Origin of the sequence: Leisingera aquaemixtae (assembly GCF_001458395.1) — a bacterium.
GTDB lineage: Bacteria > Pseudomonadota > Alphaproteobacteria > Rhodobacterales > Rhodobacteraceae > Leisingera > Leisingera aquaemixtae.
In genome coordinates this window covers 366,957-381,142 of sequence record NZ_CYSR01000030.1, presented here as the reverse complement: position 1 = coordinate 381,142, position 14,186 = coordinate 366,957, and the positions used below count along the sequence as shown (strand labels likewise).

13 protein-coding genes are annotated in these 14,186 nt (G+C 63.5%); 4 read left to right on the top strand and 9 right to left on the bottom strand.

What is annotated here, in order from left to right; genetic code table 11:
- Positions 1–3: 3 nt before the first annotated feature.
- From PHA8399_RS15410 to PHA8399_RS15395, 4 genes are all read right to left on the bottom strand, one after another.
- Positions 4–1,578, bottom strand: coding sequence for a choice-of-anchor L domain-containing protein (locus PHA8399_RS15410; protein WP_058286999.1), 1,575 nt, complete (start codon positions 1,576–1,578; stop codon positions 4–6).
- A gap of 219 nt (positions 1,579–1,797) precedes the next feature.
- Positions 1,798–2,673: a 3-hydroxyisobutyrate dehydrogenase gene (gene mmsB / locus PHA8399_RS15405; RefSeq protein WP_058286998.1), complete on the bottom strand. Its 876-nt coding sequence runs from the start codon at positions 2,671–2,673 to the stop codon at positions 1,798–1,800.
- The gene (locus tag PHA8399_RS15400) at positions 2,670–3,716 is read right to left on the bottom strand and encodes an enoyl-CoA hydratase/isomerase family protein (protein ID WP_058286997.1); all 1,047 of its coding nucleotides are present in this window, start codon (positions 3,714–3,716) and stop codon (positions 2,670–2,672) included. The genes mmsB and PHA8399_RS15400 overlap by 4 nt, the downstream gene beginning before the upstream one ends.
- A gap of 51 nt (positions 3,717–3,767) precedes the next feature.
- Positions 3,768–4,907, bottom strand: coding sequence for an acyl-CoA dehydrogenase family protein (locus PHA8399_RS15395; protein ID WP_058286996.1), 1,140 nt, complete (start codon positions 4,905–4,907; stop codon positions 3,768–3,770).
- 232 nt (positions 4,908–5,139) lie between these two features.
- On the opposite strand from PHA8399_RS15395, the gene PHA8399_RS15390 reads away from it, so the two are divergent.
- Entirely contained in the window at positions 5,140–6,969 is a 1,830-nt protein-coding gene (locus tag PHA8399_RS15390) for an O-linked N-acetylglucosamine transferase, SPINDLY family protein (RefSeq protein ID WP_058286995.1), read from the top strand.
- Between the two features lie 78 nt (positions 6,970–7,047).
- On the opposite strand, the gene PHA8399_RS15385 is transcribed toward PHA8399_RS15390, so the two are convergent.
- The 3 genes from PHA8399_RS15385 to PHA8399_RS15375 form a co-directional block, all read right to left on the bottom strand.
- Positions 7,048–7,650 carry a L,D-transpeptidase gene (locus tag PHA8399_RS15385; protein ID WP_058286994.1) on the bottom strand — a complete coding sequence of 201 codons (603 nt, stop codon included), beginning with the start codon at positions 7,648–7,650 and terminating at the stop codon, positions 7,048–7,050.
- Positions 7,651–7,798: 148 nt separating this feature from the next.
- A complete protein-coding gene (locus PHA8399_RS15380) occupies positions 7,799–8,833 on the bottom strand; it encodes a fatty acid desaturase (protein WP_058286993.1) in 1,035 nt (344 codons plus the stop codon).
- 202 nt (positions 8,834–9,035) lie between these two features.
- On the bottom strand, positions 9,036–10,535 hold the full coding sequence (locus tag PHA8399_RS15375) for a CoA-acylating methylmalonate-semialdehyde dehydrogenase (RefSeq protein ID WP_058286992.1): 1,500 nt from the start codon (positions 10,533–10,535) through the stop codon (positions 9,036–9,038).
- A 136-nt stretch (positions 10,536–10,671) separates the two neighbouring features.
- Here PHA8399_RS15375 and PHA8399_RS15370 point away from each other — a divergent pair, with 136 nt between their 5' ends.
- The 3 genes from PHA8399_RS15370 (at position 10,672) to coaD (ending at position 12,679) form a co-directional block, all read left to right on the top strand.
- A complete protein-coding gene (locus PHA8399_RS15370) occupies positions 10,672–11,568 on the top strand; it encodes a LysR family transcriptional regulator (RefSeq protein WP_058286991.1) in 897 nt (298 codons plus the stop codon).
- Between the two features lie 55 nt (positions 11,569–11,623).
- Positions 11,624–12,058: a CBS domain-containing protein gene (locus PHA8399_RS15365; RefSeq protein ID WP_058286990.1), complete on the top strand. Its 435-nt coding sequence runs from the start codon at positions 11,624–11,626 to the stop codon at positions 12,056–12,058.
- Between the two features lie 120 nt (positions 12,059–12,178).
- Complete coding sequence (gene coaD / locus PHA8399_RS15360; RefSeq protein WP_058286989.1) at positions 12,179–12,679, top strand: pantetheine-phosphate adenylyltransferase; 501 nt, start codon at positions 12,179–12,181, stop codon at positions 12,677–12,679.
- A 154-nt stretch (positions 12,680–12,833) separates the two neighbouring features.
- Here the strand turns inward: coaD and PHA8399_RS22675 are convergent, their stop codons facing one another.
- Entirely contained in the window at positions 12,834–12,977 is a 144-nt protein-coding gene (locus PHA8399_RS22675) for a hypothetical protein (protein WP_058286988.1), read from the bottom strand.
- A gap of 76 nt (positions 12,978–13,053) precedes the next feature.
- Positions 13,054–14,055, bottom strand: a complete 1,002-nt coding sequence (gene gap, locus PHA8399_RS15350) for a type I glyceraldehyde-3-phosphate dehydrogenase (protein ID WP_058286987.1) — start codon at positions 14,053–14,055, stop codon at positions 13,054–13,056.
- Positions 14,056–14,186 lie beyond the last annotated feature (131 nt).

Genomic DNA, 14,186 nt, shown 5'->3' with positions numbered 1-14,186 from the left:
CGCTTACGCGGCGGCAATAACCCGCGCTTCGAAGCCGCGCAGCGACAGCCGCGCGGCGGCGCCGCAGCCGCGGCCGCTTTTTGCGCACAGTTCCGGGAACAACTCGCGGATTTCCGCCTGCGTGTCCGCGTCAAAGCCGGCCGCGGTTTCCGGACCGGGCTGATAGCTTTCGCTGAGGGCGCCGTTGGCCCAGAGAATCTGGTGGCTGCCGAACAAGAGGTGGAAGTAGTCCGCCTGCGCCAGCTCCAGCGCCGGGCGGATGGTGGTGCCGTTGACCAGGTCCTTGGCCTTGACCAGCACTTCGGCTTCGCCGAACAGCAGCTCGGCCAGTGGGCCGGCGACAACCATCCGGTGCTGGGGCGAGACATAGAGGTCGCAGCTGTTGCCGAAGCTGCCTGCGGCAAAGCGGATCGGGGCGGTCGCGGCGGTGCAGGCGGTGCGGCGGCTGCCGGTCCATTGCAGCACCTGCGGGCCGTTGTCCAGGGTCAGGACCTCCATGCCGGGGCGCAGATCCTCGACCGGAACCTCGCCGCCGGGCACCCGGATCAGGGTGCCGCGCAGAAAGCAGGGGACGGTCTGGTTGATCTCCACAAGGCCGGTGTCGGAATTGCCCTGGCCGTTGTCCGCGGTGTAGTTGAAGTAAACCGTTTCCAGGTCGCCGTCGGTGACCACGGTGAGGGTGCCATCGGCGTTCAGGGTGATCTGCTGGCCAGTGGTCAGCGTGACGGTGTCGCCGGCAGAGACCTCGTAGTCGTTGATATGGGTGATGCTCAGCGTGCCGCCGGCGGCGGTGCTGTCGTTTTCCAGGACATCAATGACCCTGGTTTTGCCGATGGCGATGTCTTCCTGATCGTCTTCGGCAACAATTGCGGTCTGCACCGAACCGCCGGCAATCAGCAAGTTGGTGTCATAGGCAATGTCGGAGGTATCCGCGACGCCGATTTTCAGGGTGTTGACTTCACCCGCCGTCACCGGTGCGACAAACGTCAGGGTGATGGTGAAGCCGTCCATCTCCGTGTTGAAGCTGTCGCCGGTATTGTCGACATAGATGTTTTCGGTGCCATCGTTGATATTGCCGATCGAGGCGGTGCCGTCGCCGATGGAGACCTTCGCCTCGACCCCGTTCACCCAGACGCCGATCACGTCGTTGTACTGCGAATTCACGAACTCCGGGTATTCCTCGGAAGACAGCACGAAATCGATGGTCAGCGTGTCGCCGTCGGGGATGAATTCGACCTCGAGAATGGAGGCATCAAAGGTCTGGGTGCCCGCCAGCGTGTTGAAATCCGCATCCCCGTCCACACCGCTGGTGTTGGTGGTTGTATCGGTCCGCTGGTTGGTGTTGGTGCTGCCGTCGCTGTTGGTGAAGTCGCGGGCGTGGCCGGTTGACAGGATCACCCCGGAATCCGCAGGCGCCACTCCCGGGGTAGTGGTGTCCGCGCCGGAGTAGATGCCCGAGGACAGCGCATCGCCGCTGTAGGCGGCGCTGGTCACGGTGACGCCGTCGCCGAAGATTTCCTCTGCCATCTGCAAAGCGCTGGCAGTGGTGTCGATGCTCAGTTCCGTTGCGGTTGCCATGGCGTCCAGTCTGCCTCCGGGTGCGCGGGGTTTTACGGTCGCTTACCGGAATGGTGGAGAAGTTGGACAGAACTGTGGCGCGGCGGCGTCTAAATCCGGATGTTTAATAAAACTCTACGGATCTTCGCGGGGCGCGGAAAAGCATCAGGCCGGCCCTGTGCGGGGCCGGCCTGAAGCGGTGCTGTGGTTGTGCCGGATGCGCCGGAATGCGCGCGGGCCTCAGCCTTCGCGGCCGCGCTTTTCGAACCGGGGCAGCATGGCAGAGAAGTCCATGCCCTTGCCGCCTTCTTCCTCGACGAATTTCTTGTAGAGCGCCATCGCCAGTTCGCCCATCGGGGTGTCGGCATCGGCGCTGGCGGCGGCCTGCTGGCTGAGGCCCAGATCCTTGAGCATCAGTTCCGCCGCGAAACCGGGCTGGTAGCTGTTGTCGGCAGGCGATTGAGGGCCGACACCGGGGGCCGGGCAATAGGCGTTCATGCTCCAGCTGTAGCCGGAGGAGGTGGAGACCACGTCGAACATCTTCTGCCGGTCCAGACCCAGCTTGTCGGCCAGGGCAAAGGCCTCGCAGGTGGCGATCATGGTGACGCCGAGGATCATGTTGTTGCAGATCTTGGCGGCCTGGCCGGCGCCGGCTTCGCCGCAATGCACGGCCTTCTGGCCCATGATGCCGAACAGCGGCTCTGCTGCCGCAAACGCCTCTGCCGAGCCGCCGGCCATAAAGGTGAGCGTGCCGCCCGCGGCACCGCCGATGCCGCCGGAGACCGGCGCGTCCACGAACATCAGGCCCGCGTCCGCGGCCTGTTCCGCGACGGCGCGGGCGGAGTCCACGTCGACGGTGGAGCAGTCGATGAGGGTCGCGCCCTTGGCCATTGCCGGGATCACCTCAGCCGCGACAAGGCGCAGGATGGCGCCGTTGGGCAGCATGGTGATCACGGCATCGGCGCCTGCCGCGGCCTCGGGGCCGGAGGCGGCCATCTGCACGCCCTCGATGCTGACATCGGCCATGTCAAAACCGGTCACCTCGTGGCCGGCCTTGGCCAGGTTGGCGGCCATCGGGCCGCCCATGTTGCCAAGTCCGATAAATCCGATCTTCATGCGTTTTCCTCCTCAAATGTCAGCGCCTGCGCGCCGAGCGGCGCCAGCATCTCCTCAACCGCGGAGGCGGGAACCGGCTGGCCGGCGTATTGCCACTGCGGATTGCGGTCCTTGTCAATGATCTGGGCCCGGATGCCTTCCAGGAAATCGCCCTTTTCCATCGCCCGGTAGGTATAGCGGTATTCCAGGTCCAGCGCGCGGCGGATGGCGGGGCCATCGGCGCGCAGGCGGCGCAGCATTTCCAGCGTGCAGGCCATCGACAGCGGCGAATTGCGGTTCAGGGACTTCAGCGCAGCAGCCGCGAAGCCGCTGCCGTCCGCCTCAAGGCTTTGGCGGATGGCTTCGAGGCTGTCCTTGCCGAAATGCCTGGCCGCGTCCGCGCGGATGCCGCGCAGCTTGCCTTCGGGGGCGGGCTTGGCGGCGTCCTCGACCCGTTTGGCGGTGCCGGTTTCCTCCAGCGCGGCAATCAGTGCCGGCCAGCCGTCCTGCGGAATGAAGTAGTCGGCAAAGCCTGCGAGGATGGCGTCCTCCGCGCCCATCCGCGCCGCCGTCATGCCGAGGTATTCGCCCAGGTGATCCGGTGCCAGGGCCAGCATCAGGGAGCCGCCCACATCCGGCACCAGGCCGATGCCGACCTCCGGCATGGCGATCTGGCTGCTTTCTCCGACCACCCGGTGGGTGCCGTGGCAGCCGATGCCGACGCCGCCGCCCATGGTGAAGCCCTGCATGAAGCTGATCACCGGCTTCTTGTACTCGAAAATGCGCGCGTTCAGCCGGTATTCATCCCGCCAGAAGGTGCGGCCATAGGAGTAGTTGCCCTTGGTGCCAGTGTCATAGAGTTCGGCAATGTCGCCGCCCGCACAGAAGGCCTTTTCGCCTTCGGCGTCGATCACCACCAGCTTGACGGCATCATCCTCAGCCCAATCGCGCATGGCGGCGTCGATCGCCATGCACATCTCGTAGCTCATCGCGTTCAGCGCCTTGGGGCGGGTGAAGGTGATGCGGCCGGCCTGGCCGGACTTGCGGATATGGATATCACTCATCGGGCGTGCTCCGTCAGTATGTCTTGCCGCGGGCAGTGTGCTGATTGCAGGTTACTCTGCAATCAGCTGGCGCGCGACGATCAGGCGCATGATCTCGTTGGTGCCTTCCAGGATCTGGTGGACCCGCAGGTCACGCACGATCTTCTCGACGCCGTAATCGGCCAGATAGCCGTAGCCGCCGTGCAGCTGCAGGCAGCCGTTGGCCACGTCAAAGGCGGTGTCGGTGACCATCAGCTTGGCCATGGCGCAGAACTTGGTGGCGTCGTGGGCGCCGTTGTCCAGCTTCCACGCGGCCTGGCGCAGGAAGGTGCGGGCGGCCTGCAGGCGGGTTTCGTATTCCGCCAGCCGGAACTGCAGCGCCTGGAACTGGTTGATGGATTTGCCGAAGGCCTTGCGCTCGGACATGTATTGCACGGTCTGGTCCAGCGCCGCCTGGGCGCCGCCCAAGGCACCTGCCGAGATGTTGAGGCGGCCGCCGTCGAGGCCTGCCATGGCGTAGGAGAACCCTTTGCCTTCCTCGCCGATAAGGTTGTCCGCCGGGATCGCGCAGTCGTCGAACTGCACCTGCGATGTGGGCTGCGCCTTCCAGCCCATCTTGTCCTCCAGCGCGCCGAAGGAGAGGCCGGGATTGCCGTTCTCGACCACCACGGTGGAGATCCCCTTGGGCCCGTCCTCGCCGGTTCGGCACATCACGACATAGGCGTCGGAGTAGGAGCCGCCGGAGATGAACGCCTTGGTGCCGTTCAGCGTGTAGCCGTCATTGCTGCGTTCGGCGCGGGTTTTCAGCGCCGCCGCGTCGGAGCCGGAGCCGGGTTCGGTCAGGCAGTAGGAGAAGATTTTCTCCATCGAGCACAGGCTGGGCAGCCATTTCTGCTTGGTCTCTTCCGAGCCGAACTTGTCGATCATGCCGCCGCACATGTTGTGGATCGACAGGAAGGAGCCGACAGCAGGGTCGGCCATCGCCAGCGCTTCGAACACAAGGGTGGCGTCGAGGCGGGACAGGCCGGAGCCGCCGTATTCCTCGGAGACATAGAGCCCGCCAAAGCCCAGTTCCGCCAGCTGCGGCCACAGGGATTTGGGGATGGTGCCGTCTTTCTCCCACTGGCGGGAGTGCGGCGCGATGTTTTCCTGGCCGAAGGCTTGGGCCATGTCGAAGATGGCCTGCTGTTCCTCTGTGAGTGCGAAATCCATATTCAGCTCCTCCCGTGGCGCAATGAATTGAACAGTTGTTTATTTAATAGCGCCCGGCGGACGCTGAGGCAAGCTGCGCAAATGCAAAGCCGCCGTGCAGCAATGCCGCAGGGCGGCGCGGGCGCGATGGTGGTCCGGTCAGGAGAAAATTAACAAACTTCGCGGAAACTCTGTCCCAAACAGATCACTCGCAGGTGAATCCTGCGGAGGCATTCCAAAAGGAGCACACGCAGTGGCGAACTCTCAGGCGCAGCATTTCCTGGCCCCCTCGGGACCCGAAAACCCGGACCGCACAAAACAGGAATTTGCCGGCGCGGTCAGCAGCAACGCCCGCGCCGATTTCGCGCTGTCGATGCGGCACGGGATGGTCAAGCAAACCAGCGGCACCCCGCAGGCCCAGGCTGTCGCGTTGTACGCAAAAGCCCGTAAACTGGCGCTGAAACGTCAGTTCAGCGACGCTGAATACCTACTGCGCGAGGCGCTGAAGCTGGATGACACAAACCGGCTGATCTATGCCGCGCTCGGCGAAGTTCTGGAAATGATGAACCAGCACGACAAGGCGATCCTGGCCCATATCGACGCGCTGCGGCTGGATCCCTCGAACTCAAAATGCCTGTCCTACATCGGCAGTTACCTGATGCGGCTGAACCAGGATGAGGAGGCGGCCAACTATTTTGACGCGGCGGTGAAATTCGACCCGAATAATGCGACGGCGCTGGCCCGGCTGGTCTATCTGCGCCGCCGGATCTGCGACTGGACCGATCTGAACAACCGGGAAAAGCGGGTTCAGGTGTTCCGCAAGACGGATGTCGGAATCGACCCGTTTGCCCTTCTGTCGATGGTCGATGACCCGGGCTTGCAAATGAAGTTCTCGGTGAAGGCCGCGGAACTGGCCAAGGCCGATACCTCCGCAACCAAATTTGAACGCCCGCGGGCGGAAGGGCGCAAGATCCGGCTGGGATATTTCTCAAACGACTTCTTCAACCACGCCACCATGTATTTGATCGGGCGGCAGCTGGAACTGCATGACCGCGACCGGTTTGAAATCTACATCTACGACTATGGCGAGGTGAACGACCATGAAGGCCGCCTGCGGGCCGAGAACGCCGCAGATGTTTACAAGCAGGTGTCGAGCCTGGAAAACGACGAGATCGCTGCCGTCGCGTGTGAGGATGGCCTGGATATTGCTGTTGACCTCAAGGGGTACACCAAGGGCAACCGGGTGAACATTTTCAACAACCGGCTGGCGCCGGTGCATGTGACCTATCTGGGGTATCCAGGAACGACCGGGGTGGATCAAATGGACTATATGATCGCCGATGCGGTCACGATCCCCGAAAAGCTGCGCAAATACTACACTGAAAAGATCCTCTACATGCCGGACTGCTATCAGCCGAATGATGATCAGCGCGCGGCCGCGGATAATGTTCCCTCCAGGGCTGAGGCCGGGCTGCCGGAGGAGGCATTTGTGTTCTGTTCCTTCAACAGCCCCTACAAGGTGTCGCCGGATGAATTCGACATCTGGATGAAACTGCTGCAGCGGGTGCCGGACAGCGTTCTGTGGTTTTATGCGCCAAATGACAAGGTCCAGGAAAACATCCTGAAGGAGGCCAAGAAACGCGGCAACGGGCCGGACCGCATCGTGTTCGCGGGCTTTGCCGGGCAAAAAGAGCATCTGGCCCGCTTGCAGCTGGCGGACGTGTTTCTGGATGCCTTTGCCGTGAATGCCCATACCACGGCTAGCGACGCGCTGTGGGCTGGGGTGCCGGTTGTCACCAAGACCGGCAAGCAGTTTGCCGCGCGGGTGGCCACCAGCCTGGTGCATTGCGCCGGGGTCCCCGAGCTCGCGGTTGCCACACCGCAGCTGTACCAGGCGCTGGCTTTGAAACTGGCGCGGGATAAGGACTATCTGGCGGAAGTTAAGGCGCGGGTGAAAGAGGGGATCAAGACCGGCCCGCTCTATGACACAGAGAAGTTCACCCGCAATTTTGAGGCGCTTCTGGAAAAGACGCTGGAGCGTTTCAATGCCGGGCTGAAGCCGGATCACATCAGTCTGAAGTGAGACAGTCCGCAGATGAAAGAAGGGCGCGGGTGATCCCGCGCCCGTTTCATTTGCAGCCAGTTGGTCAGCGCCGAAGGATCACAGCAGCCGGACCTGGGTGCCGACCTGCACCAGCTCGTACAGCTCTTCCACGTGCTGGTTATAGAGGCCGATGCAGCCGGAGGAGCTTTGGCGGCCGATCTTGCGGGTGTCGTGGGTGCCGTGGACCAGATAGGCAGGCCAGTCCAGATACATCGCCCGGGTGCCCAGCGGATTACCCGGGGCGCCGCCTTCGATGCGGACCGGCAGCGTCGGATCGCGCTCGCGCATCGACTGGGTCGGAGTCCAGCTGGGATTTTCCGCTTTGCGCACAATTTGGGAATAGCCGCGCCTTGTCAGCTCCTCGGTCATTGGCACGGAGGAGGGGAACAGCCGGTAGGTTTCACCGTCCGGGCCCCAGTAATGCAGCGCCCGGGAGCTGATGTCGGCCAGCAGGCAGCCCTTGCCCAGCTGATCGAAATGATCCTGCCAGTCCTGCTGTGAGAAGGCGGAGAGATTGCGCTGCACCGGAACCTCGTCACGGATGGCCGGCTCGTTCTGCGGGAAGGCGTCTGTCGATTCCGCGCGCAGGATGGCGGGGGTAGCCAGGGTCGCGCCCAGGCCCATCAGGGTGGCGCGGCGGGTGATACGGAGTTCTGTCATTGTTTCCTCTACCGTGCTGCTCAAAAACTCTGGGCAAGATAAGCACCGGCTCAGGAATTTCCAGAGGCGTCAAAGCGCTGCGGCAGCGCCTCACGGGTTTGTGTAGGCCCGGACGGCAATTTTCTGCCGCCCGGACCGGATCAGGGTGTCAGGCGTAAAGCCGGCGGGCCTGGGCAAAGGACAGCAGCCGGCAGCTGTCTTCGTCCCACAGGTGCAGCCGGGCGTTGGCGAGGCTTTCGCGGATGGTCATGCGGTTGCCCTCGGCCAGCTCCGCGTGGTCGCGCAGCACTTCGGTCAGGCGGTAGAACGGGATGCGGCTGTAGAGGTGATGCACGTGGTGAATGCCGATATTGGCGCTGAGCCACTGCAGCACCGGCGGCAGCACGTAATGCGAGCTGCCGTGCAGGGCGGCGTCGTGCAGCTGCCAGTCCTCCTCCTGGGTCCACTGGGTGGTTTCGAACTGGTGCTGCACATAGAACAGCCACAGGCCGGCGGTGGCGGCGATCAGGGTGGCAGGCAGGAAGATCAGCAACAGCGGCATCAGGCCGCCGAAATACCAGATCAGCCCCAGCGCCGCGAGGATTGCCGCGTTGGTGCCCATGGCGCTGATCCAGTAGCGGGCCTGGCCGGTCAGCCCGTAGGGTATGCGGTTCTGCAGGAAGAACAGGTATCCGGGGCCGATGCCGAACAGGGTCACCGGGTGGCGGTAAAGCCGGTAGACCAGCCGCTCCCAGCGGCTTGCGGCGCGGTATTCGGCCACCGTCATGGTGTGGATGTCGCCCATGCCGCGCTTGCCCAGGTTGCCGTGGGTGCTGTGGTGGATCGAATGGGTGCGGCGCCAGACGTCATAGGGCGTCAGCGTTAGAACGCCGATGATGCGGCCCACCCAGTCGCTGACATGGCGGTTGGTGAAGAAGGAGCCATGGCCGCAGTCGTGCTGAATGGTGAACAGGCGCAAGAGGAAGGCGGCGATGCAGACGGAAAGCGCAAGGGTGAGCCAGTAGCTGACCGACAGCGACCACCAGGCCGCAGCCCAGAGCAGCAGGAAGGGGACCACCGTCACCGCCAGCTCGAATGCGCTGCGCGCCGGGTTGGGTTCTCGGTATTGGGCCAGGATTTTGACCCAGTCGCGGGCGGTTCTTGCAGCTGCCTGCGGCTGGTTCGGGTCGGGTGTCTTGCTCATGCGCCTGCCGTCTGTTTGTCCGTTGGTGACCGGATAGACGAGTTACGCCGCGGAACAAGGGGAATTTGGCTGAAAACCATATTTTAAACCGGACCGTGCCGCCAAAGGCGCCGGCCGTCGTGGCGGCGAATCCTCAAAAATCATGCGGCACAGAAAAAGGCCCCGGAAAATTCGGGGCCTTTTCTGATTTCCAAGCAAGGGCTTAGTCCATTGCCTTGAAGTTGAACTCGCCGCCTTCCTTGATGCCCGAGGGCCAGCGGGAGGTCACGGTTTTGGTGCGGGTGTAGAACTTGAAGCTGTCCGGGCCATGCTGGTTCAGGTCGCCGAACATCGACTTCTTCCAGCCGCCGAAGGTGTGGTAGGCCAGCGGCACCGGGATCGGCACGTTGATGCCCACCATGCCGATGTTCACACGGGACGCGAAGTCGCGCGCGGTGTCGCCGTCGCGGGTGAAGATCGCGGTGCCGTTGCCGTACTCGTGATCCATCGCCAGCTTCAACGCTTCCTCGTAAGTGCCTGCGCGCACAGTCGAAAGCACCGGGCCGAAGATCTCCTGCTTGTAGATGTCCATGTCGGGGGTGACGTGGTCGAACAGGTGGGCGCCGACAAAGAAGCCGTCCTCATAGCCCTGCAGTTTGAAGTCGCGGTTGTCGACCACCAGCGTGGCGCCCTGGTCAACGCCGGACTGGATCAGGCCCAGGATGCGGTCCTTGGCGGCCGCGGTCACAACCGGGCCCAGGTCGACGTCGTCGCCTGCGGTGTAGGGGCCGACTTTCAGTTTCTCGATCCGCGGGATCAGCTTTTCGATCAGCTTGTCGGCGGTTTCCTCACCGACCGGCACCGCAACCGAGATCGCCATGCAGCGTTCGCCGGCCGCGCCGAAGCCTGCGCCGACAAGCGCGTCAGCGGCCTGGTCCAGATCGGCGTCGGGCATCACGATCATGTGGTTCTTGGCGCCGCCGAAGCACTGGGCGCGCTTGCCGTTGGCGGTGGCGCGGGAATAGATGTACTGCGCGATCGGGGTGGAGCCCACGAAGGACACGCCCTGGATGATTTCGCTGTCCAGAATGGTGTCAACCGCCTCGCGGTCGCCGTTCACCACCTGGAACACGCCTTCGGGCAGGCCTGCCTCGACGAACAGCTCCGCCAGCATCAGCGGCACGGAGGGGTCGCGCTCGGACGGCTTCAGCACCACGGCGTTGCCGCAGGCCAGGGCCGGTCCGACGTGCCACAGCGGCATCATGGCGGGGAAGTTGAACGGCATGATCGAGCCGACAACACCCAGCGGCTGGCGCATGGAGTACATGTCGATACCGGGGCCTGCGCTGTCGGTGAATTCACCCTTCAGCATCTGCGGCGCGCCGACGCAGTATTCGATCACTTCCAGGCCGCGCTGCAGGTCGCCCTTGGCGTCCGGGATGGTCTTGCCGTGCTCGCGGCTCAGCGCCTCGGCCAGCTTGTCCATGTCGCGGTTCATCAGGCCAACCATCGCCATCATCACGCGGGCGCGCTTCTGCGGGTTGGTGGCGCCCCAGGCGGGCTGTGCCGCCGCGGCTTTTTCGATGGCGTCGGTGGTCTCAGACGCGCTGGCCATCGGGCATTTGTACTGCACTTCGCCGGTTGCCGGGTTGAAGACATCGTCAAAGCGGCCCGAGGTGCCGGAGACGATCTTGCCGTTGATAAAGTGGCCGAGTTCTTGCATCGGTTCCTCCTCTGTTCATGTTGCCTTCATCGTAGGCTTGCAAAAAACATCGGAAAAGAGGAAAGATTTCAAAGAGGCTTTGCAGTAACGCAAAAGGTTAACAGGGCGTTAGCAGGAACACGGAGGAACCGGGCCGATGGATCCCCAGTGGGATGATATGAAAGTGTTTTTGGCGGTGGCACGGGAGGCGAGCCTGTCCGGCGCCGGCCGCATTCTGAAGATGGACCCGGCGACAGTCGGCCGCAGGGTGGCCCGGTTCGAGGCGGCGCTGGAGACTCCGCTGTTCGTGAAATCGCCGCAAGGCTATGCGCTGAGCGCGGCCGGAGACCGGCTGCTGGTCCATGCTGAAGCGGCGGAACAGGCGATGCGGGCGGGCACAGAGGCGCTGACCGGCCCCAATGATACCCTGTCCGGCCAGATCCGCATCGGCGCGCCGGATGGTGCCGCCAACTACATCCTGCCGCAGGTCTGCGCGCAGATTTCCGAGGACAACCCGGATCTGGACATTCAGATCGTGGCGCTGCCGCGGGTGATCAACCTCAGCCGCCGCGAGGCGGATATGGCGGTCACGGTCAGCGCGCCGACGGCGGGCAAGCTGCTGGTGCAGAAAATCTGCGACTACCAGCTGCATCTGGTGGCCTCGCGCTACTATCTGAAGGACCACCCGCCGATCACCAGGCTGGAGGATCTGAAGGGCCACAAGATGATCGGCTATATTCCGGACATGATCTTCGACAAGGAGCTCGACTATCTGAACGACATCGGGGTCGAGCGGGTGGCTCTGGCCTCCAACTCGGTCTCGGTCCAGATCAAGATGGCGGCGCAGGGCACGGCCGTCTGCGTGGCGCATGATTTCAGCCTGCCGGCCCACCGGATGCTGCGCAAGATCCTGACCGACAAGGTGAGCCTGACGCGCAGTTTCCACCTGGTGCGCCACCAGGGCGACCAGCGCAGCGAGCGGCTGAACCGGTTTGCCCAGGCGCTGTCCAAGGGCATCCGCGACGAGGTGGCCCGGCTGGAATCCTTGACTTAAAGCTGCGTTGCGGCACAGTTATTTATAACGCGCCATATTTTAGGAGGTCTGCAGCGTGCTCGTTCAGGTCATTTTGAAGTCCAAAGCCACCAGCGGTGTGGTCACTGTCAAACCGGATGCCAGCGTGTCGGATGCCGCCCGGCTTCTGGCAGAAAACAAGTTCGGCTCTGTTGTCGTGTCCGCGGACGGGGTAACGCCTGATGGCATCCTGTCGGAGCGGGACATCGTCCGGGAATTGTCGAAGGAAGGCGCCGCCTGCCTGGACAAGCCGGTCAGCGGCTATATGACGCGCGAACTGGTGACCTGCACCACCCAGTCCAATGTGGGCGAACTGCTGAAGCAGATGACCGAAGGGCGGTTCCGCCACATGCCGGTGGTCGAGGACGGAAAACTTGTGGGAATCGTGACCCTTGGCGATGCGGTCAAGGCGCAGCTGGCGCAGGTCGCGATGGAGAAGGACGCGCTGCAGGACATGATCATGGGGCACTGAGCCGCAGGCGGGCATTCGGGACCTTGCCGCAGGCGGGGCGTCCGTATTTCTGCCCCCTTGCATTGCCAGCCGCAAATGTGTTTGCGTGCGCAGAAATTCTGACAAGGCAGGAGGCCGCCCATGCGTGTGGGTCTGTATCCCGGCACCTTCGACCCGATCACCATCGGGCATATCGACATCATCCGCCGCGCCAGCGCGCTGGTAGACAAGCTGGTGATCGGCGTCGCGATCAACCGCGACAAGGGGCCGCTGTTTCCGCTGGAGGAGCGGGTGGGGATGATCGAGGCGGAATGCGCCAAGCTGAGCGAGGAGACCGGCACCGAGATTGTCGCGCATCCGTTCGAGAACCTGCTGATCAACTGCGCCCGCGACGTCGGTGCCCAGATCATCGTGCGCGGCCTGCGGGCGGTGGCCGATTTCGAGTATGAGTTCCAGATGGTCGGTATGAACCGGGTGCTCGACAGCTCGATCGAGACGGTGTTCCTGATGGCGGAGGCCCGGCATCAAGCGGTTGCCTCCAAGCTGGTCAAGGAAATCGCCCGGCTGGACGGGGACGTTTCGAAGTTCGTCAGCCCGCTGGTCAAGGAAAAGCTGCTGGAGCGTTTGGGCAAGACCGCCTGACCGCGTTCACAGTATCGGACACAGGCAAAGCCGGGCTGACTCCCGGCTTTGTGCTTTCGGCGGCGCGCTGCGCGCGCGGGCAGGGGCGCCAGCCCCTGCCAAGCTGAAAAAGAGGGGCTCGGAGCACGCCGAGGCAGCGGCAGCGGCGGGCGGATCAGCGCCAGAAAGCGACCCAGTCGATCAGCGAAAACAGCTTCTTGCCGAGAAAGATCATGTGCCGGTCGCCGAACAGGGCAATGTCAATGACGGCGGCGGCAATCAGGAACAGGCCCAGGGCAAGGGCAATCCGGTTGGTCATGACAGCTCCGCCGCAAAGGAAAACGCCCGCCCAGATAACCTGAGCGGGCGTGAAGTCTCAAGGGGTTAGGCTGGGATCAGCCCAGTTTGCCCATGGCAACGGCCACGTCGGCCATGCGCACCGAGAAGCCCCATTCGTTGTCGTACCATGCCAGCACGCGCACCATGCGGTCCTCGACCACACGGGTTTGGTCCGGCGCGAAGATCGAGCTTTCCGGGGAGTGGTTGAAGTCGACGGAGACCAGCGGCGCCGGCTCATAGCCCAGCACGCCCTTCATCGGGCCTTCAGCCGCTTCCTTGACGGCGGCGTTGACCTGCTCAGCGGTCACGTCGCGGCCGGCGCGGAAGGTCAGGTCGACGGCGGAGACATTCGGAGTCGGCACGCGGATGGCGGAGCCGTCCAGGCGGCCTTTCAGGTTCGGCAGCACTTCACCCAGGGCCTTGGCGGCGCCGGTCGAGGTCGGGATCATCGACATGGCGGCGGCACGGGCGCGGTACAGGTCCTTGTGGCGGCGGTCCAGCGTCGGCTGGTCGCCGGTGTAGGCGTGGATGGTGGTCATGATGCCGTGCTCGATGCCGAACGCCTCGTCCAGCACCTTGGCCAGAGGCGCCAGGCAGTTGGTGGTGCAGGAGCCGTTGGAGATCATGGTGTCGCCGGATGCCAGCTGGTCATGGTTGACGCCATAGACGATGGTCTTGTCGACGTTCTTGCCGGGGGCGGACAGCAGCACTTTCTTCGCGCCGCGCTCCAGGTGCGCCTTGGCCTTTTCGCCGTCGTTGAACTTGCCGGTGCATTCCAGAACCACGTCGCAGCCCGACCAGTCCAGCTCGTTCATGTCGTAGGTGGAGAACATCTGCATGTCGCCGCGGCCCAGGTTCATGGTGCCGTCGCCGATGGTCACTTCGCCCGGGAAACGGCCATGCACAGAGTCGTATTTGATCAGATGCGCTGCGGTTTCAAGCGGCCCGGTGGCGTTCACCTTGATCACTTCGATGTCGTCGCGGCCCGAGGCGGTGATATGCGACAGGGTGCAGCGGCCGATGCGGCCAAAACCGTTGATCCCGACTTTGATGGTCATGAGTACGTCTCCAAGCGAGCAAAAACCTTTGGCCGCCATATAGACCGGCGGCCATGTGGTCTAAAGGGGTAAAAGCGTCATTAAATGAAACTGTTAGCGCAAAATCATGATGTTGGCGGTAACGCTCTGCG